At 58.7% G+C, this 18,984-nt stretch carries 17 protein-coding genes; 3 read left to right on the top strand and 14 right to left on the bottom strand.

What is annotated here, in order from left to right; translation table 11 throughout:
- Nucleotides 1–10: 10 nt before the first annotated feature.
- The 10 genes from AACU78_RS03625 to AACU78_RS03580 form a co-directional block, all read right to left on the bottom strand.
- Nucleotides 11–424, bottom strand: a complete 414-nt coding sequence (locus AACU78_RS03625) for an NADH-quinone oxidoreductase subunit A (RefSeq protein ID WP_003219575.1) — start codon at nucleotides 422–424, stop codon at nucleotides 11–13.
- Nucleotides 425–1,080: 656 nt separating this feature from the next.
- The gene (aceA, locus tag AACU78_RS03620; RefSeq protein WP_003219577.1) at nucleotides 1,081–2,406 is read right to left on the bottom strand and encodes an isocitrate lyase; all 1,326 of its coding nucleotides are present in this window, start codon (nucleotides 2,404–2,406) and stop codon (nucleotides 1,081–1,083) included.
- Nucleotides 2,407–2,899: 493 nt separating this feature from the next.
- Nucleotides 2,900–3,637: a secretin N-terminal domain-containing protein gene (locus tag AACU78_RS03615; protein WP_106579870.1), complete on the bottom strand. Its 738-nt coding sequence runs from the start codon at nucleotides 3,635–3,637 to the stop codon at nucleotides 2,900–2,902.
- 230 nt (nucleotides 3,638–3,867) lie between these two features.
- The gene (locus AACU78_RS03610; RefSeq protein WP_106579869.1) at nucleotides 3,868–4,290 is read right to left on the bottom strand and encodes a GNAT family N-acetyltransferase; all 423 of its coding nucleotides are present in this window, start codon (nucleotides 4,288–4,290) and stop codon (nucleotides 3,868–3,870) included.
- Nucleotides 4,283–5,449 (bottom strand): ribosomal protein uL16 3-hydroxylase, encoded by a 1,167-nt coding sequence (locus AACU78_RS03605; protein WP_106579868.1) that lies wholly within the window; start codon nucleotides 5,447–5,449, stop codon nucleotides 4,283–4,285. Before AACU78_RS03605 ends, AACU78_RS03610 begins: the two co-directional genes overlap by 8 nt.
- A gap of 84 nt (nucleotides 5,450–5,533) precedes the next feature.
- Nucleotides 5,534–6,904, bottom strand: coding sequence for an adenylosuccinate lyase (gene purB / locus AACU78_RS03600; RefSeq protein WP_106579867.1), 1,371 nt, complete (start codon nucleotides 6,902–6,904; stop codon nucleotides 5,534–5,536).
- A 124-nt stretch (nucleotides 6,905–7,028) separates the two neighbouring features.
- Entirely contained in the window at nucleotides 7,029–7,652 is a 624-nt protein-coding gene (gene hflD, locus AACU78_RS03595) for a high frequency lysogenization protein HflD (RefSeq protein WP_046068637.1), read from the bottom strand.
- Complete coding sequence (mnmA, locus tag AACU78_RS03590; protein ID WP_106579866.1) at nucleotides 7,649–8,773, bottom strand: tRNA 2-thiouridine(34) synthase MnmA; 1,125 nt, start codon at nucleotides 8,771–8,773, stop codon at nucleotides 7,649–7,651. The genes hflD and mnmA overlap by 4 nt, the downstream gene beginning before the upstream one ends.
- A 59-nt stretch (nucleotides 8,774–8,832) precedes the next feature.
- On the bottom strand, nucleotides 8,833–9,279 hold the full coding sequence (locus AACU78_RS03585) for an NUDIX hydrolase (protein WP_106579865.1): 447 nt from the start codon (nucleotides 9,277–9,279) through the stop codon (nucleotides 8,833–8,835).
- 220 nt (nucleotides 9,280–9,499) lie between these two features.
- A complete protein-coding gene (locus AACU78_RS03580) occupies nucleotides 9,500–11,725 on the bottom strand; it encodes an NADP-dependent isocitrate dehydrogenase (protein WP_106579864.1) in 2,226 nt (741 codons plus the stop codon).
- Between the two features lie 493 nt (nucleotides 11,726–12,218).
- On the opposite strand from AACU78_RS03580, the gene icd reads away from it, so the two are divergent.
- Nucleotides 12,219–13,475, top strand: coding sequence for an NADP-dependent isocitrate dehydrogenase (gene icd, locus AACU78_RS03575; RefSeq protein WP_106579863.1), 1,257 nt, complete (start codon nucleotides 12,219–12,221; stop codon nucleotides 13,473–13,475).
- A 77-nt stretch (nucleotides 13,476–13,552) separates the two neighbouring features.
- Here icd and cspD read toward each other — a convergent pair whose 3' ends face one another.
- Nucleotides 13,553–13,864 carry a cold shock domain-containing protein CspD gene (gene cspD, locus AACU78_RS03570; RefSeq protein WP_106579862.1) on the bottom strand — a complete coding sequence of 104 codons (312 nt, stop codon included), beginning with the start codon at nucleotides 13,862–13,864 and terminating at the stop codon, nucleotides 13,553–13,555.
- A 223-nt stretch (nucleotides 13,865–14,087) separates the two neighbouring features.
- Between cspD and clpS the strand changes: the two genes are divergently transcribed.
- Entirely contained in the window at nucleotides 14,088–14,456 is a 369-nt protein-coding gene (gene clpS, locus AACU78_RS03565; RefSeq protein WP_005789091.1) for an ATP-dependent Clp protease adapter ClpS, read from the top strand.
- Between the two features lie 29 nt (nucleotides 14,457–14,485).
- Nucleotides 14,486–16,756: an ATP-dependent Clp protease ATP-binding subunit ClpA gene (gene clpA, locus AACU78_RS03560; RefSeq protein ID WP_106579861.1), complete on the top strand. Its 2,271-nt coding sequence runs from the start codon at nucleotides 14,486–14,488 to the stop codon at nucleotides 16,754–16,756.
- A 238-nt stretch (nucleotides 16,757–16,994) separates the two neighbouring features.
- Here the strand turns inward: clpA and infA are convergent, their stop codons facing one another.
- The 3 genes from infA to aat all read right to left on the bottom strand — a co-directional run bounded on the left by infA (nucleotide 16,995) and on the right by aat (nucleotide 18,758).
- Nucleotides 16,995–17,213, bottom strand: coding sequence for a translation initiation factor IF-1 (gene infA / locus AACU78_RS03555; RefSeq protein WP_002553999.1), 219 nt, complete (start codon nucleotides 17,211–17,213; stop codon nucleotides 16,995–16,997).
- A 100-nt stretch (nucleotides 17,214–17,313) separates the two neighbouring features.
- Nucleotides 17,314–18,021, bottom strand: a complete 708-nt coding sequence (locus AACU78_RS03550) for an arginyltransferase (RefSeq protein WP_106579860.1) — start codon at nucleotides 18,019–18,021, stop codon at nucleotides 17,314–17,316.
- A 56-nt stretch (nucleotides 18,022–18,077) separates the two neighbouring features.
- Complete coding sequence (gene aat, locus AACU78_RS03545) at nucleotides 18,078–18,758, bottom strand: leucyl/phenylalanyl-tRNA--protein transferase (protein ID WP_106579859.1); 681 nt, start codon at nucleotides 18,756–18,758, stop codon at nucleotides 18,078–18,080.
- Nucleotides 18,759–18,984 lie beyond the last annotated feature (226 nt).

Genomic DNA, 18,984 nt, shown 5'->3' with positions numbered 1-18,984 from the left:
CGCCAAAGCCTCATTGTTTCAGCTTCGCTTGCCGCTTGCGACGAGCTTCCGGAGCCCAGTCAAGGGCGCCCACTCGAAATAGGTAGACAAGGCCTGCCAACAGAATTGCTATGAAAACGAGGGCTTCGACGAATCCGGTCCAGCCGCTTTCGCGGACGGACACAGACCAGGCAAAGAGAAAGAGGGCTTCGATATCGAAGATCACGAACAGCATCGCGACCAGATAGAATTTGGCTGAGAGCCGCAAGCGGGCGCCACCTGTAGGCAGCATGCCGGACTCGAACGGTTCATTTTTGCTGCGGCCCCAGGCTTTTGACCCGAGGAGGCTGGAGACACCAAGCATGAAGGCGCAAAGGCCGACAACACCGAGGAGGAAAATGGCAAAGCCCCAGTTGTGGGCCATGAGTCCTGTCGCTTCGGTCATGCTGGAAATCCTTAACAGAGAGCAAAGGTCTCTGAGCTCGAAAAAGTAACGATGCAGTGACGATATGTCGCACTGCAATCAATCGCGGTGATTTTATGGCTAAACACCGGGCAAGTAAAATTCCGATAGCGAAATTATTCGATGGAATAAGCACATAGTGCACCTCTTTGGGGCTGTAGCCCTTGTGGGGCGGGGATTAGCGGGCATTTAATCAATTCTGTTTTGTTTAACGGGTAACGAAGTTTTCATGCGCTAAATGATAATGAATATTGTTTGCGCAGGGTTTAAGCGAATGTTTCTCGTGTGGCGGGGGAAGTTGCCGTTACTTGCTTGATGGGTGCTTAGTTGCTGGTGGGGATCTTTTAACTGATTTGATTCGGGTAAACACCGCTCTGGATCAATGTTTTGCGCAAAACCTTCAGATGGCGTGCATTGCCTTGTGGGAGCGGGCTTGCTCGCGAATACCGTGGGTCAGTCAGCGCTTCCTAGACTGACAGGTCGCATTCGCGAGCAAGCCTGCTGCCACATTTTTAATCTCCTGTGTCTCAGGGAGTTTTTCCCGAGCAAAAAAACGCCCCGAACCAGTCGGGGCGTGATTGTTGTGCGGCAATGCGGTTAGGTCTTCCATGGGGCCGCACTGGCCGTGTACTCGCTACTTAGTGGAACTGCTCTTCTTCTGTCGAGCCGGTCAACGCGGTCACGGACGAGGTGCCGCCCTGGATCACGGTGGTCATGTCGTCGAAGTAGCCGGTGCCCACTTCCTGCTGGTGCGCCACAAAGGTGTAGCCCTTGGCGGCGTCAGCGAATTCCTGTTCCTGCAGCTTCACGTAGGCGGTCATGTCGTTGCGGGCGTAGTCGTGCGCCAGGTTGAACATGCTGTGCCACATGTTGTGAATGCCGGCCAGGGTGATGAACTGGTGCTTGTAACCCATGGCGGACAGCTCGCGCTGGAACTTGGCGATGGTCGCGTCGTCCAGGTTCTTCTTCCAGTTGAAAGAAGGCGAGCAGTTGTAGGACAGCAGTTGGTCCGGGTATTCCTTCTTGATCGCTTCGGCAAAGCGGCGAGCTTCGTCCAGGTCCGGCTTGGCGGTTTCGCACCAGATCAGGTCGGCGTACGGCGCGTAGGCCAGGCCACGGGCGATCGCCTGGTCGAGACCGGCGCGCACTTTATAGAAGCCTTCCTGAGTCCGTTCGCCGGTTACGAATGGCTGGTCGTACGGGTCGCAATCGGACGTCAGCAGGTCGGCGGCGTTAGCGTCGGTACGGGCCAGGATGATGGTCGGGGTGCCAGCAACGTCAGCAGCCAAACGAGCGGCAGTCAGCTTTTGTACGGCTTCCTGAGTCGGAACCAATACCTTGCCGCCCATGTGGCCGCATTTCTTCACAGATGCCAACTGGTCTTCGAAGTGCACGCCGGCAGCGCCAGCCTCGATCATGCTCTTCATCAGCTCGTAGGCGTTGAGTACGCCGCCGAAACCGGCTTCAGCGTCCGCCACGATCGGGGCGAAGTAATCGATGTAGCCTTCGTCACCCGGGCCTTTACCGGCTTTCCACTGGATCTGGTCGGCGCGGCGGAACGAGTTGTTGATGCGCTTGACCACGGTGGGTACCGAGTCCACCGGGTACAGCGATTGGTCGGGGTACATGGATTCAGCGGAGTTGTTGTCCGCTGCCACTTGCCAGCCGGACAGGTAGATCGCCTGGATACCGGCTTTCACCTGTTGGACTGCCTGGCCGCCAGTGAGGGCGCCCATGCAGTTGACGAAATCTTTTTCGGGACGGAAGGACGGCTTGGCACCCTGGGTGACCAGCTTCCACAGCTTCTCGGCGCCGAGTTTTGCAAAGGTGTGCTCAGGTTGAACCGAGCCACGCAGGCGGACGACGTCAGCAGCGGAATAAGCGCGGGTTACGCCTTTCCAGCGTGGGTTTTCAGCCCAGTCTTTTTCAAGGGCTGCAATTTGCTGTTCGCGTGTCAGTGCCATGGGGAAAAACCTCGTCGCATAGGTCTAGGTGGAAAATTCCATTTGCCAGCCACGTACTCAGTGCGTGGTGATGGCTGCTCGCTGACCAGAAGCTTGGCGGTCAAGCCGGGTTTGGCGGGGAGGGCGACGGGATGAACGAGTGGCTCAAGGGGGAATTGAGCAGGTAAGGGCGAACTGTGAACGGTCTTCGGGCATCGTGGGCCTTGGTACGATTCGTCAGTGTGTAGCCGGGTTACCTGGTTAGCTTCCGTCCCTCGGGACAACTTCGTTCCAGTCGCAACCTCGTCAAACACACCTTGTGGGCGGTACAGACACGAATCGGCTCAGGTGGGTAGCTTAGAGCGGCGATCCGAAGGCCCTTGCCAGGGCCCCTGATTAGCGGGAGCGAGGCCATCATGCACAGGCTTTTTTGGATCGTCAAATGTTTTGTAGTGCTTTTTTTAAAGCACTACATCTTTAGTCTAAGGCGACTCATCAGTCAGTTTTTGGTGCCTTAGTTCAAGGTGTCGACCTTGACCCGTAAAGTCAGGTCATCACGGCCTTGAGTAGAGTATTTGCGGGTTGTAGAGGATTTGTCGGCCTGGGTCTCTCGGTTGATGCCGGCCAGGGGGATCCACTCGCCCAACTTGCCGCTGACAGTTGTGTCGGTACTTTGAACGTTCACTACATCGGGACGTTCCTGGCTCATGCGGTCACGGTTGGTACTGATGGCCAGGTGCACGGTCTCGCCGGTGACGCTGGCGGTGACGTAAAAGCCTTGGGTGACGTTGCGATACTGGGTCTGGTTTTGCGGGCGGCCATAGGCGTCGGGCTGAGTAGTGGTCAACGGTACGCTCTGGCCAACCTGGATCAGCGCGGGCACGCCCTCACTGGCCTGAATCTGCTGAATGCCGCCGTCGCGGCTGGCAGTGCCGTAGCTGATGATGCGCGTTTGGCTGTCACCGGTGTTTTGCTGGTTGTTTTCATTAGTGTCGACGGTAATCAGCAGGCGTTTGGCGGGTGTGTCCAGCTGCGCGAGCAGCGCGCGCAGGTCTTCGATCTTGCCAGGGTCGGCTTTAACGATGAGCTGGTTGCCGTAGGCGCTGACGGTGCCGTCCTTGCCGATGAAGTTCTGCGCCACCGGCAGCAGGTCGGCGCTGGTGCGATTGTTCAGGTTGACGACTGCGGTGTCGGCCACGGCTGAGACGCTGGCGGTCAGGAGGAGGGCGGTGAGCAGGGTGCGTAGGGACATGTCCGTTATCTCTGCGAGTCATTTAGCGTGATAGTGCCAGTTTGTCGGCCTGGCGCGTCGCAAGTTGAATCGTAGACGGCAAAATGCCCTGGCATGGCAGGGCATTTTTGGGTGTTGCTGAAATTGTCTTCGCGAGCAAGCCCGCTCCCACATTCGGCCGCATTCCAAAGGATCTACTTGGTCAAGTGTGGGAGCGGGCTTGCTCGCGAAGGGAGCGACTGGGTTTTGGATCAGCCCCCGCGCACCATATCCACATGCGGAATCCCGACTTCAAGAAACTCATCGCTGACAATCTTGAACCCCAGCCGCTCATAAAACGGCGCCGCATACACCTGCGCGCTGAGGAACTGTTTGGTCTGGCCACGCTTCTCGGCCATGCCAATCACGGCTTCCATCAGCTTGTCGCCAACCTTCAGGCCGCGCCAGTCCTTGAGCACCGATACGCGCCCGATCTCGCCGCTGGGCAGCAGGCGCGCAGTGCCAATCGGAAAATCGCCTTCGAACGCCAGAAAATGCACGGCGTCGGCGTCGTCCGCGTCCCACTCAAGTTCCGGTGGAACCGATTGTTCAGCGATAAACACCGCTTCACGAATGCGCCGTATCTCAGCGATATCCTTTTGCCAGTCCGCGACACTTACGTGAATCTTATTCATCGGCAAATCCCAGGCTTCCTTGCTTGACCAATTCGCACAGCAGGTCGCGACCGTCTTCGTCCGCGAGCCACTCGCCGAGGTTTTCGCTGTGCAGGGCGTCGGCCGAGCACACCAGCTTCAACAGCTCGCGCAGTTTGCCGGGCAGGTAACGGCTCTGGCCGCTGGCGAACAGCAGTACATCGTCATCGACTTCCGACCACGCCATGCGCGCGCTGGGGTTGCGCACCAGGATCGCGCCGCCTTCCAGGCTGTTGACGAAGTCCTCTTCGCCCAATTCTTCGCCCGCCACCAGTTCAGGGTAGCGCGGCTCGGTCATGAACTGGCCAAACCAGGTCAGCAGCATGCGTTCGTCGCTCATGTGCTCGGCCAGCAGGCTCTTCAGGCGGTCCAGCGCGTCACCCTGGATCTGGTGCGGGTCGCTTACCGGCTGAGCGTCGGCGTCGGTGTAACGCTCCTCGTCTGTCAGGTATTGGCTGAGGAAGTCGGTAAAGTGGGTCAGCACTTCAGCGGCACTTGGCGCGCGAAAGCCAACCGAATAGGTCATGCAGTCATCTTCGGCGATACCGAAGTGCGCCAGGCGCGGCGGCAGGTAGAGCATGTCACCCGGTTCCAGCACCCATTCTTCGCTTTGTTCGAACTCGGCGAGGATGCGCAGGTCGGCATGCTGCAGCAGCGGGCTTTCGGAATTGCACATCTGGCCGATTTTCCAGTTGCGCTTGCCTTGGGCTTGCAGCAGGAACACGTCGTAGTTATCGAAGTGCGGGCCAACGCTGCCGCCAGGTGCGGCAAAGCTGATCATCACATCGTCGATGCGCCAGCTTGGCAGGAAGCGGAAGTGCTCCAGCAACTCGGCGACTTCCGGCACGAACTGATCGACGGCCTGCACCAGCAGGGTCCACTCACGCTCGGGCAGGGTGCTGAAGGCGTCTTCGGCGAATGGGCCGCGACGCAGTTCCCACGGACGCTCGCCGTGTTCGATCACCAGGCGCGATTCAACTTCTTCTTCCAGGGCTAAGCCGGCCAGTTCGTCGGCGTCGATCGGGCTTTCGAAATCAGGGATGGCCTGACGGATAAGCAACGGTTTTTTCTGCCAGTAGTCGCGCAGGAATTCGCGTGCCGTAATGCCGCCCAGAAGTTGAAGAGGAATATCAGGATTCATGTGTAACCTATTGAAAAAAAGCACTTTTAAGACAGGAATAAAAACGCCCGGCGCGGCCGGGCGTCTCAAGAGACCTTGCGCGAATCAGATGCGCTTGGCTTGGGCCACCGCGTTGCCGATGTAGTTGGCCGGGGTGAGCAGTTTCAGCTCGGCCTTGGCGGCGGCTGGCATATCCAGGCCATCGATGAAAGTTTGCAGCGCCTCGGGGCTGATGCCCTTGCCGCGCGTCAATTCTTTGAGCTTCTCGTAAGGGTTTTCGATGTTGTAGCGACGCATCACCGTCTGGATCGGCTCGGCCAACACTTCCCAGCACGCGTCCAGGTCAGCGGCGATTTTCTGCTCGTTGAGCTCAAGCTTGCTGATGCCCTTGAGGCTGGCTTCGTACGCGATCACGCTGTGGGCGAAGCCCACGCCGAGGTTGCGCAGTACGGTGGAGTCGGTCAGGTCGCGCTGCCAGCGGGAGATCGGCAACTTGCTGGCCAGGTGCTGGAACAGGGCGTTGGCGATGCCGAGGTTGCCTTCGGAGTTTTCGAAGTCGATCGGGTTGACCTTGTGCGGCATGGTCGAGGAACCGATTTCACCGGCAATGGTGCGCTGCTTGAAGTAGCCCAGGGAGATGTAGCCCCAGATATCGCGGTCGAAGTCGATCAGGATGGTATTGAAGCGCGCAATCGCGTCGAACAGTTCGGCAATGTAGTCGTGCGGTTCGATCTGCGTGGTGTACGGGTTGAAACCCAGGCCCAGCTCGTCTTCGATGAACGCGCGGGCATTTTCTTCCCAGTCGATTTCCGGGTAGGCAGAGAGGTGGGCGTTGTAGTTGCCCACGGCGCCGTTGATTTTGCCCAGCAGCGGTACGGCGGCGACTTGAGCGATCTGACGCTCCAGGCGGTACACCACGTTGGCCAGTTCTTTACCCAGCGTGGTCGGCGAAGCCGGCTGACCGTGGGTGCGCGACAGCATCGGCACGTCGGCAAAACGGATCGCCAGTTCGCGGATGGCGTTGGCGGTCTGGCGCATCAGCGGCAGCATCACGTCATCACGGCCTTCGCGCAGCATCAGGGCGTGGGACAGGTTGTTGATGTCCTCGCTGGTGCAGGCAAAGTGGATGAACTCGCTGACCCTGGCCAGTTCCGGCAGCTTGGCCGCTTGCTCTTTGAGCAGGTATTCGATGGCTTTAACGTCGTGGTTGGTGGTGCGCTCGATCTCTTTCACACGCTCGGCGTGCTCCAGAGCGAAGTTTTCCGCCAGGGCGTTCAGCACCGCGTTGGCTTCGGCGGAGAACGCCGGCACTTCGCTGATGCCAGGGTGAGCGGCCAGGCGCTGGAGCCAGCGCACTTCAACCAGAACACGAGCACGGATCAAGCCGTATTCGCTGAAAATAGGGCGCAGGGCCTGGGTTTTGCCGGCGTAGCGGCCGTCAACAGGGGAAACCGCAGTGAGCGAAGAAAGCTGCATGGGGTGTTCTCGGACAGTCGGGCAACGAAATGGGGCGCGTATCATACATGAAAAAATCCGCCGGTCCGTTGCCAACTGACCGGCGTATTACGCGTGAGGCGATAAAAATCCTGGTTGCTGCGACTTATTCGTTGCGCATCAACGGGTAAAGCTCTTTGAGCAATTTGCGTCGGCTGATCACCAACTGCCAGCGATGACCACCCAACTGGCGCCACAACCGTGCCGAACGGATACCGGCCAGGAGCAGGGCGCGGATTTTCGAGGCGTTGTTCGGTTGCTGCAGGTTACGCATGTCGCCGTGCACCTGGATGCGTTGGCGCAAGGTGCTCAAGGTGTCCTGGTACAGCGCACCGCAGGCTGCGATCACGTTTTCGTGGGCCGGGCCAAAGTGCTCGACCTGGGATTGGATCTGTGGCAGGCGCTTGCCGATGGTCTCGAGCATGTCGTCACGCTTGGCCAATTGGCGCTCAAGGCCGAGCATCGACAGGGCGTAGCGCAGGGGTTCGCGCTGCAAGGTGCTCGGGTCGCGCTCCAGCGCGCCGATCAGCGCGCGATAGCCTTCGCGCAGCGCCAGGTCGTCGCCACCATAGACTTCCAGGGTGTCCTTGGGGTCGCGGATCAGCAGGCTGCCAAGCATGCAGGTCAGGCCTGCCTCGGTGACCTGGCCGGTCTTGGCGATCTTGTCGACCAGTACCGCAGCGAGGAAAACCCCGCCGAGTGCAGTCAATTGCTCCTGGGTCGGGCTCATGCCGGGTTGCTCCAGGGTTCGGCAACTTCAATCACACCGCCCCCCAGGCAAATTTCGCCGTCATAAAACACCACGGACTGGCCAGGCGTGACCGCGCGTTGCGGGTCATCGAACGTGGCGCGATAGCCACTGGCAGTCTTTTCCAGGGTGCAAGGCTGGTCGCTCTGGCGATAGCGCACCTTGGCGGTCAGGCGGCGCGGCGTGCTCAGGTCGATCGGGTTGACCCAATAGATCTCCGAGGCCAGCAGCGCACCCGAGAACAGCAGCGGGTGTTCATTGCCCTGGCCAACGATCAGCACATTGTTTTCCAGGTCCTTGACCAGCACGTACCACGGTTCTTCACCTGCGTCTTTCAAGCCGCCGATGCCCAGGCCCTGGCGCTGGCCGATGGTGTGGTACATCAGGCCGTGGTGGCGGCCGATGACATCACCTTCGGTGGTTTTGATGTCGCCCGGTTGTGCCGGCAGGTACTGCTTGAGGAAGTCGCTGAAGCGGCGCTCGCCGATAAAGCAGATGCCGGTGGAGTCCTTTTTCTTGGCGGTGGCCAGGCCGTGTTTCTCGGCGATCTTGCGCACTTCGGGTTTTTCCAGCTCGCCCACCGGGAACAGAGTCTTGGCGATCTGTTCGCCGCCGACGGCGTGCAGGAAGTAACTCTGGTCCTTGTTCGGGTCCAGGCCTTTGAGCAGTTCGGTGCGGTCATCCACGTCGCGACGGCGCACGTAGTGGCCGGTAGCGATCAGGTCGGCGCCAAGGATCATGGCGTAGTCGAGGAACGCCTTGAACTTGATTTCGCGGTTGCACAGGATGTCCGGGTTCGGCGTGCGGCCGGCCTTGTATTCGGCCAGGAAGTGCTCGAACACGTTGTCCCAGTACTCGGCGGCGAAATTGGCGGTGTGCAACTTGATGCCGATCTTGTCGCACACGGCCTGGGCGTCCGCGAGGTCGTCCATGGCGGTGCAATATTCCGTTCCATCGTCTTCTTCCCAGTTCTTCATGAACAGGCCTTCCACCTCATAACCCTGCTCCATGAGCAGAACGGCGGAAACGGAAGAATCCACGCCGCCGGACATACCGACGATGACGCGCTTCTTTTGTGTGTCAGAAGGGGCTGGATCACGCATAGGATTTCAACGGGTGTCTTTAAAAAGGACGCGATTCTAGCAGGCTCGCGTCCGCAAGGCTAAAGAGAAGGGCGGATCAGTTCCAGACTGTGGCGCTGGCCGCTCAAATAATCATCGATGCAACGGATGATCAACTCGCTGCGCCAGTCCTTGCGCAGGGCCATCAGCTCGTCGCGGGTCAGCCAGCGGGCGCGGACGATGCCGTCGTCCAGTTGATAGTCCGGGTGATGTTTCAGCGCCTTGGCGGTGAAGCAGACGCGCTGGTAGGTCACGCCATTGCTGGGCGCGGTGTACAGGTAGATCCCGACAATGCCGGTGGCCTCGACGTCCCAGCCGGTTTCTTCGAGGGTTTCGCGAACGGCGGCTTCAGTCAGGGTTTCGTTCGGTTCCAGATGGCCGGCGGGCTGGTTGAGCACGGCGCGGCCGCCTTTGAGTTCCTCGACCATCAGGAAGCGGCCGTTGTCTTCGACGAGGGTGGCGACGGTGATGTGGGGTTGCCAGGTCATGGGAGGCCTCGATTCAAGATATGACGCGGTGTTTGGGCACAATGGCGGTCAGTGTGGGAGGGGGCTTGCCCCCGACGACGGTGTGTCGGTTACCAATAGCTCGACTGATCCATCGCTATCGGGGGCAAGCCCCCTCCCACATGTGATCCGGTTTCTTGCGTTGAACGGTAGAAACAGAAACCCCGGCACGGGGCCGGGGCTTCTTTGCATCCTTACAACCTTACTTCAACTTGGCAATTGCCGCGTTGAGGGTGTTGCTTGGGCGCATGGCTTTGCTGGTCAGCTCTGGGTTCGGCGCGTAGTAGCCGCCGATGTCCACTGGCTTGCCCTGTACGGCGTTCAGCTCGGCAACAATGGTCGCCTCGTTGTCGCTCAGGGTTTTGGCCAGTTCGCCGAACTGCGCTTGCAGTGCAGTGTCTTCGGTCTGGGCGGCCAGGGCTTGAGCCCAGTACAGCGCCAGGTAGAAGTGGCTGCCGCGGTTGTCGATGTTACCGACTTTGCGCGATGGCGACTTGTTGTTGTCGAGGAACTGGCCAGTGGCCTGGTCCAGGGTCTTGGACAGCACCAGGGCTTTCGGGTTGTTGTAAGTGACACCCAAATGCTCAAGCGACGCTGCCAGGGCCAGGAACTCGCCCAGGGAATCCCAGCGCAGGAAGTTCTCTTCAACCAGCTGCTGCACGTGTTTCGGAGCCGAACCGCCGGCGCCGGTTTCGAACAGGCCACCGCCGTTCATCAGCGGCACGATCGACAGCATCTTGGCGCTGGTGCCCAGTTCCATGATCGGGAACAGGTCGGTCAGGTAGTCGCGCAGTACGTTGCCGGTCACCGAGATAGTGTCCAGGCCCTTGCGGGTGCGCTCCAGGGTGAACTTCATCGCGTCGACCGGCGACATGATGCGGATGTCCAGGCCGTCGGTGTTGTGGTCTTTCAGGTAGGCCTGAACTTTCTCAACCACCACGCCGTCGTGCGCGCGCTGTGGGTCCAGCCAGAAAATCGCCGGGGTGTTGCTGGCGCGGGCACGGTTGACGGCCAGTTTGACCCAGTCCTGGATCGGCGCGTCTTTGGTCTGGCACATGCGGAAGATGTCGCCGGCTTCAACAGCCTGTTCCATCAGCAGGTTGCCCTTGCTGTCGGTGACGCGGACAACGCCGTCAGCCTTGATCTGGAAAGTCTTGTCGTGGGAGCCGTACTCTTCGGCTTTCTTCGCCATCAGGCCAACGTTTGGCACGCTGCCCATGGTGGTTGGGTCGAAAGCGCCATTGGCCTTGCAGTCTTCGATGACGGCTTGGTAGATGGTGGCGTAGCAGCGATCCGGGATCACCGCCTTGGTGTCGTGCAGCTGGCCGTCGGTGCCCCACATCTTGCCGGAGTCACGGATCATGGCCGGCATCGAGGCGTCGACGATGACGTCGCTCGGCACGTGCAGGTTGGTGATGCCTTTGTCGGAGTTGACCATCGCCAGGGAAGGGCGAGCGGCGTAGACCGCCTGAATGTCAGCTTCGATCTGCGCCTGTTGCTCGGCAGGCAGGGCCTTGATGCGAGCGTACAGGTCGCCGATGCCGTTGTTCAGGTTGAAGCCGATCTGTTCCAGCACGGCAGCGTGCTTGGTCAGGGCGTCTTTGTAGAACTCGGCAACGATCTGGCCGAACATGATCGGGTCGGAGACCTTCATCATGGTGGCTTTGAGGTGAACCGACAGCAGCACGCCTTGTTTCTTGGCATCTTCGATTTCGGCGGCGATGAACGCGCGCAGGGCTTTTTTGCTCAGCACGGCGGTATCAATGATTTCGCCGGCTTGTACCGAAGTCTTTTCTTTCAGCACGGTGGCGGTGCCGTCTTTGGCAACCAGCTCGATCTTCACCGCGTCAGCGGCTTCGATCTGTACGGCTTTTTCGCTGCCGTAGAAGTCGCCGTTGCTCATGTGAGCAACGTGCGACTTGGAGTCTGCAGCCCAGGCGCCCATTTTGTGCGGGTGCTTGCGTGCGTAGTTCTTGACCGACAGCGGCGCGCGGCGGTCAGAGTTGCCTTCGCGCAGTACCGGGTTCACGGCGCTGCCCTTGACCTTGTCGTAACGTGCACGGGTTTCTTTTTCCGCGTCGGTGGTTACGGTTTCCGGGTAGTCCGGCAGGGCGTAGCCCTGGGCCTGCAGCTCCTTGATCGCAGCTTGCAGCTGCGGGGTCGAGGCGCTGATGTTAGGCAGCTTGATGATGTTGGCTTCAGGCGTAACGGCCAGGTCGCCCAGTTCGGCGAGGTGGTCCGGGATAGCCTTGGTGCCCAGTTGCTCGGGGAAGCTTGCGAGGATGCGCGCGGCGAGGGAAATGTCGCGGGTTTCCACGGCAATATCAGCGGAAGCGGTGAAGGCCTCTACGATAGGCAGCAATGAATAGGTGGCGAGGGCTGGGGCTTCGTCGGTGAAGGTGTAGATGATCTTCGAGCGGGTGGGCATATTCGGATTAACTCTCTTCTTTGCTGAAAGCGTGCGCAGAAACTCGAGATGCGCCGGGTGGAGCGCGTTCGTTCAAAGTCATCCATGAGCGAAATGTCGAGGTTTCTTCGCGGTGATGTTGGTTTGCATCAGTCGAGCGTCAAGCGTTTGGACTATGGTAATAGTCCTGCTTTCTGGCTGAGGGCTACTGTCTAGAGCGGTCAACCGTCGTGACTCTTTGGTCAGCGGCGGCATTATACATAGGTCGCTATGCTTACGCCGAGCCTTCATACAAAAGGTGTGTCGTCCATTGGTCTAAAGGTCGCAGGGCGCAAATCGCGGCGAGCGTCGCACGATGTGCTCAAGATTGGCGATTTTGCCTTTGATTTCAGGCTTGTAGGCGACCAAATATGCTGTTTTCGATGCAAATGAGCGTGGCGTGAGGTTTCAGTCGCCCTATATCTGGAGTAGGCTCGAACGCAGCCAGATGTTCAATCCATAGATGGAGTTCAGCATGGGATACAAGAAGATTCAGGTTCCGGCAGTCGGCGACAAAATCACCGTCAATGCAGACCATTCTCTCAATGTTCCTGACCAACCGATCATCCCTTATATAGAAGGCGACGGTATTGGCGTCGACATCAGCCCAGTGATGATCAAGGTGGTCGACGCCGCTGTTGAAAAGGCTTACGGCGGCAAGCGCAAAATCTCCTGGATGGAGGTTTACGCCGGCGAGAAAGCCACTCAAGTCTACGATCAGGACACCTGGCTGCCCCAGGAAACCCTGGATGCGGTCAAGGATTACGTGGTGTCCATCAAAGGGCCCCTGACCACGCCGGTCGGCGGTGGCATTCGTTCGTTGAACGTGGCCCTGCGTCAACAACTCGACCTGTATGTGTGTCTGCGCCCGGTGCGCTGGTTTGAAGGGGTGCCCAGCCCGGTCAAGAAGCCTGGCGATGTGGATATGACGATCTTTCGTGAGAACTCCGAAGATATTTACGCCGGCATCGAGTGGAAGGCCGGCTCGCCGGAAGCCATCAAGGTGATCAAGTTTCTCAAGGAAGAAATGGGCGTCACCAAGATCCGCTTCGACCAGGACTGCGGGATTGGCGTCAAGCCGGTCTCCAAAGAGGGCACCAAACGTCTGGCGCGTAAGGCCCTGCAATATGTGGTGGATAACGACCGTGACTCGCTGACCATCGTGCACAAAGGCAACATCATGAAGTTCACCGAGGGCGCCTTCAAGGAGTGGGCCTACGAAGTGGCCGCTGAAGAATTTGGCGCGACGTTGCTCGACGGCGGGCCGTGGATGCAGTTCAAAAACCCGAAAACCGGCAAGGACGTGGTGGTCAAGGACGCCATCGCCGATGCGATGCTTCAGCAAATTTTGCTGCGTCCGGCCGAATATGACGTGATCGCGACCCTCAACCTGAACGGTGACTACCTTTCCGATGCCCTGGCGGCGGAAGTAGGGGGGATTGGTATTGCGCCGGGGGCCAACCTTTCCGATACCGTGGCGATGTTCGAGGCCACCCACGGCACGGCGCCCAAGTATGCGGGCAAGGATCAGGTCAACCCGGGCTCATTGATTCTGTCGGCGGAAATGATGCTGCGCCATATGGGCTGGACCGAAGCGGCCGACTTGATCATCAAGGGCACCAATGGTGCGATTTCGGTCAAGACCGTGACCTATGACTTCGAACGCTTGATGGACGGCGCGACGCTGGTGTCGTCATCGGGCTTTGGTGATGCGTTGATTTCGCATATGTAAATTACGCGCCATAAAAAACCGGCCATTCTGAAGTCTCGGAATGGCCGGTTTTTTGAGGCACTTGCTGAAAAAACTGATCAGGCCGTTTGCTTCTTTTTCGATTGAGTGGGCTGATCTGTCTTGAGCTTCTTTTCGTGCATTTTTTCAGGTGGCAGCGCCTCTGTTTGCGCCTCAGCCGCCGAGATTGCAACGGCGTGCAGTCCCTTGGGCCCCTGAATGGTTTCAAATGTCACTGCTTGGCCCGCTTTCAGCGTCTTGTACCCGTCCATGGTAATCGCTGAATAATGCGCAAAGAGATCTTCTTCGGGTTTTCCTTCTGCATTTATGAAACCGTAGCCTTTGGCATTGTTAAACCATTTGACCTTGCCATTGATCTTGACGCCAGACATACCATATCCCTCTGCACCAGACTCCATCACTGGAGTATCATCCAGTTTATCCGTCCTAACCCGAATAAATAAGGTTGACTGCGCGGACCTTTTTTACCCACTGTGGGCTCTATTGGTTGTAACACTGATTCGCCGATAGTCAAGGCGACCATTGGGTCAGAGTTGAAATTCTGACAGGTCGCCCCCATCACTGTACTTGAACCACTGACGAACCTTTCTTTCCATGCATGCAAACAGCCAGATTCGACTAACATTCAATCAGGATCGCCCGGATCAGGAACATGACGACGACGGTTCTGCGGGCATTGCTGTTCAGGAAGCGAAGCCTGCCTTACAGGCGCCGCCGATGTACAAGGTGGTTTTGTTCAATGATGACTACACACCGATGGATTTCGTGGTCGAAGTACTCGAGGTGTTTTTTAACCTGAACCGCGAGTTGGCGACCAAGGTAATGCTGGCCGTTCACACAGAAGGACGGGCAGTATGTGGAGTGTTTACCCGCGACATCGCCGAGACAAAGGCCATGCAGGTCAACCAGTACGCCAGGGAAAGCCAGCATCCGCTACTCTGTGAAATCGAGAAGGACGGTTAACGCCGACCACTTGGGTATGAGGTGAAGCTATGTTAAACCGCGAGCTCGAAGTCACCCTCAATCTTGCCTTCAAGGAGGCCCGTTCGAAGCGTCATGAATTCATGACCGTCGAGCACCTGCTGCTGGCACTTTTGGATAACGAAGCTGCCGCCACCGTTCTACGTGCGTGCGGCGCCAACCTCGACAAACTCAAGCATGACCTGCAGGAGTTTATCGACTCCACTACGCCACTGATCCCCGTGCATGACGAGGACCGCGAAACCCAGCCAACCCTGGGCTTCCAGCGGGTCTTGCAGCGTGCGGTATTCCACGTCCAGAGCTCCGGCAAGCGTGAAGTCACAGGCGCCAATGTGCTTGTGGCTATCTTTAGCGAACAGGAAAGCCAGGCAGTGTTCCTGCTCAAGCAGCAGAGCGTTGCGCGTATTGATGTCGTCAACTACATCGCCCACGGTATCTCCAAAGTGCCAGGGCACGGCGATCATTCCGAGGGTGAGCAGGATATGCAGGACGACGAGGGCGGTGAGTCTTCTTCTTCAAGCAACCCGCTGGATGCCTATGCCAGCAACCTCAACGAGTTGGCGCGCCAGGGGCGGATCGACCCGCTGGTGGGCCGCGAGCTTGAAGTTGAGCGCGTAGCGCAGATCCTCGCGCGTCGTCGCAAAAACAACCCATTGCTGGTGGGCGAGGCGGGCGTGGGTAAAACTGCGATTGCTGAAGGCCTGGCCAAGCGAATTGTCGATAACCAGGTGCCTGACCTGCTGGCCAACAGTGTCGTCTACTCCCTTGACCTGGGCGCGTTGCTCGCCGGGACCAAGTACCGTGGCGACTTCGAGAAGCGCTTCAAGGCGCTGCTCGGTGAGCTGAAAAAGCGCCCGCAAGCCATCCTGTTCATCGATGAGATCCACACCATCATTGGTGCCGGTGCGGCTTCCGGTGGGGTGATGGACGCCTCCAACCTGCTCAAGCCGCTGCTGTCGTCGGGTGATATCCGTTGCATCGGTTCGACCACGTTCCAGGAATTTCGCGGGATCTTCGAGAAAGACCGTGCCTTGGCGCGTCGCTTCCAGAAAGTCGACGTGTCCGAGCCTTCGGTTGAAGACACTATCGGCATCCTGCGCGGGCTCAAGGGGCGTTTCGAGGCCCACCATGGTATCGAGTACACCGATGAGGCGCTTCGCGCAGCGGCTGAACTGGCGTCGCGCTACATCAATGACCGGCATATGCCGGATAAAGCCATCGACGTGATCGACGAAGCGGGTGCCTACCAGCGCCTGCAACCTGTCGAGAAGCGCGTGAAGCGCATCGATGTGCCTCAGGTTGAGGACATCGTGGCGAAGATCGCGCGGATTCCGCCAAAACACGTGACCAGCTCCGACAAGGAACTGCTGCGTAACCTGGAACGTGACCTCAAGCTCACCGTGTTCGGCCAGGACGCGGCCATCGACTCGCTGTCTACCGCGATCAAGCTGTCGCGTGCGGGCCTCAAGTCGCCGGACAAGCCGGTCGGTTCGTTCCTGTTCGCAGGCCCTACCGGCGTCGGCAAGACCGAGGCGGCGCGGCAGTTGGCCAAGGCCATGGGCATTGAGCTGGTGCGCTTTGACATGTCCGAATACATGGAGCGCCACACGGTGTCGCGCCTGATCGGTGCGCCTCCGGGCTACGTCGGTTTCGACCAGGGCGGTCTGTTGACCGAGGCGATCACCAAGCAGCCGCATTGTGTGTTGCTGCTCGATGAAATCGAGAAGGCCCACCCGGAAGTCTTCAACCTGCTGCTGCAGGTCATGGATCACGGGACCCTGACTGATAACAACGGGCGCAAGGCAGACTTCCGCAACGTGATCGTGATCATGACCACCAACGCCGGTGCTGAAACCGCCGCGCGGGCTTCGATCGGCTTTACGCATCAGGATCACTCCTCTGATGCGATGGAAGTGATCAAGAAAAGCTTCACGCCGGAGTTCCGCAACCGCCTGGACACCATTATCCAGTTTGGTCGCCTCAGCCATGAGGTCATCAAAAGCGTGGTGGACAAGTTCCTTACCGAGCTTCAAGCACAGTTGGAAGACAAGCGCGTGCAGCTGGATGTAACGGACGCGGCACGCAATTGGCTGGCGGAGGGTGGTTACGACGCGGCAATGGGCGCTCGCCCAATGGCACGTCTGATCCAGGACAAGATCAAGCGGCCACTGGCCGAAGAGATCCTGTTCGGCGAGCTTTCCGACCATGGTGGCGTGGTGCATATCGATCTGAAGGACGGCGAGCTGACCTTCGATTTCGAAACCACGGCCGAAATGGCCTGATATCGCTGACCGCAACAAAGCAAAAAGGCGCCCAAGGGCGCCTTTTTGCTGTCTGTCTCAAACGCTGGGGATTAATTGTGGGGCTGGCTCGCCTGCGATCGGATAGATCAGTCAGCGACGTGCTTACTGTGATTACGCTATCGGCGGTAAGCCAACTCCCTTATTAATCTCGCGCGTCTGGATAGACAGCGCACACACAAAAACGCCCGGCAGAACCGGGCGTTTTGTATTGACTTGATTAACGAGCGCGGTAAGTGATGCGCCCTTTGCTCAAGTCATAGGGCGTCAGCTCAACGCGCACCTTGTCACCGGTAAGAATACGAATGTAGTTCTTGCGCATCTTGCCGGAGATATGCGCGGTTACGACGTGCCCATTTTCCAACTCCACACGAAACATGGTGTTGGGCAGGGTGTCGACGACAGTGCCTTCCATTTCGAAGCTGTCTTCTTTCGACATGCAGTAAAGCCCTCGGTATCCAGTGAATGGCCCGGTGCAACTGCGCCAGGCAAAAGCGGCGTGCATTGTGCCCGAAAAAGGGTGTTTAAGCCAAGGGGTTCTAGTTAAGCGTGACCCATCTTTGATTAATAAGTAGCTCAATGGGCCGATATTGGGTCTTGTAGTTCATCTTTTTGCAGTTTTTTATCCAGTAACCGAGGTACACCGCCTCCAGTTCCAGACGCAAGGCTTCGCCGATTTGCCACAAAATTGCAAAGCGTCCCAGGCTGCGACGTTCTTCGCCTGGCTCGTAGAACGTATACACCGCCGACAGGCCGTTAGGCAGCAGATCGGTGACGGCCACCGCGAGCAGGCGTCCGTCCAGGCGAAACTCATAGAACCGAGAAAACGGCAGGTCACGCACCAGGAACGTCGAAAACTGATCGCGACTGGGTGGGAACATGTCACCGTCGGCATGGCGTTGTTCGATGTAGCGCTGGTAGAGGTCGAAATATTCTTCGCTGTACTGAGGCTTGGTGGCAGTCACCGTCAGGTCGGCATTGCGCTTGAGGATGCGTTTCTGATTACGGTCCGGCAAAAACTGCGCAGCCGGGATGCGTGCCGGTACGCAAGCATTGCAGTTCTGGCAATGGGGGCGGTACAGGTGATCGCCGCTGCGCCGAAAACCCATCTCTGACAGGTCGGCGTATACGTGCACGTCCATTGGCTGGCTGGGGTCGAGGAACAGCGTGGTGGCCTGCTCGTCGGGCAGATAGCTGCAAGAGTGGGCTTGAGTGGCATAAAACTTCAAGCGCGCCAGCTCGGTCATGATCAACCCTCGGGATAAGCTTTGAAATAAGTGTAAGCCACGTGTGAGGAAGTCGCCTAGGAAACCCACGGTCCAGAGCTGGGTTGGTCCAAATGGTTGCGCAGGAAGGTCGCGAAATCACTGCGCGGTATGGCGCGCGCGCCAAGGCTGTGCAAGTGGTCATTGGGCATCTGGCAGTCGATCAGCACAAAACCCCAGGCCTGCAACTGCCGGGTCAAGGTGGCGAAACCGAATTTCGACGCGTTGTCGGCACGGCTGAACATGGACTCGCCAAAGAACAGTTGGCCCATCGCCAGCCCATACAGACCGCCAACCAGTTCGCCGCCATCCCACACTTCCACCGAATGTGCGTAGCCGCGCTGGTGCAGCTCCAGGTAGGCGTTCTGGATGCCCTCGGTGATCCAGGTGCCATCGGCGTAGCTGCGTGGTGCGGCGCACGCCTGGATGACGGCAGCGAAGTCCTGATCGAACGTCACGCTGTAACGCTGCTGACGCAGCAGTTTGCCGAGGCTGCGCGAGACATGCAGTTCGTCGGGGAATATCACGGTGCGCGGGTCGGGTGACCACCAAAGAATCGGTTGCCCTTGCGAGAACCATGGAAAGCAGCCATGCCGGTAAGCCTGGATCAGGCGTTCGGCCGACAGGTCGCCACCGGCGGCAAGCAGGCCATTGGGTTCGCGCATGGCCTTGGCCAGCGGCGGAAAAGTCAGGGAGTCGCGTTGTAACCAGGTCAGCATGGCATCCAGGCTTACGGAAGGGGAGGGGAGTGGCAGGCGGGTCGCCAGCCGCAGCAACGGTGATTATTGTCGACACAGCGCTGTGGGGCCAGCCCGAATCGGGTATCGGCGAGGATTAGCGTGAGCGCGTGTTTCTGCAACTCTGTGCTCGAGTCGCGGTCGTAATCGGGTCCAGACAATGCAGGCCATTTGCCAAGCTTGCCTGGATTGCTAAAAACAGCTCATA

It is taken from the genome of Pseudomonas sp. R9.37, assembly GCF_963878885.1.
In the GTDB taxonomy this organism is placed as follows: Bacteria; Pseudomonadota; Gammaproteobacteria; order Pseudomonadales; family Pseudomonadaceae; genus Aquipseudomonas.
This window is presented reverse-complemented; position numbering and strand designations above follow the sequence as displayed.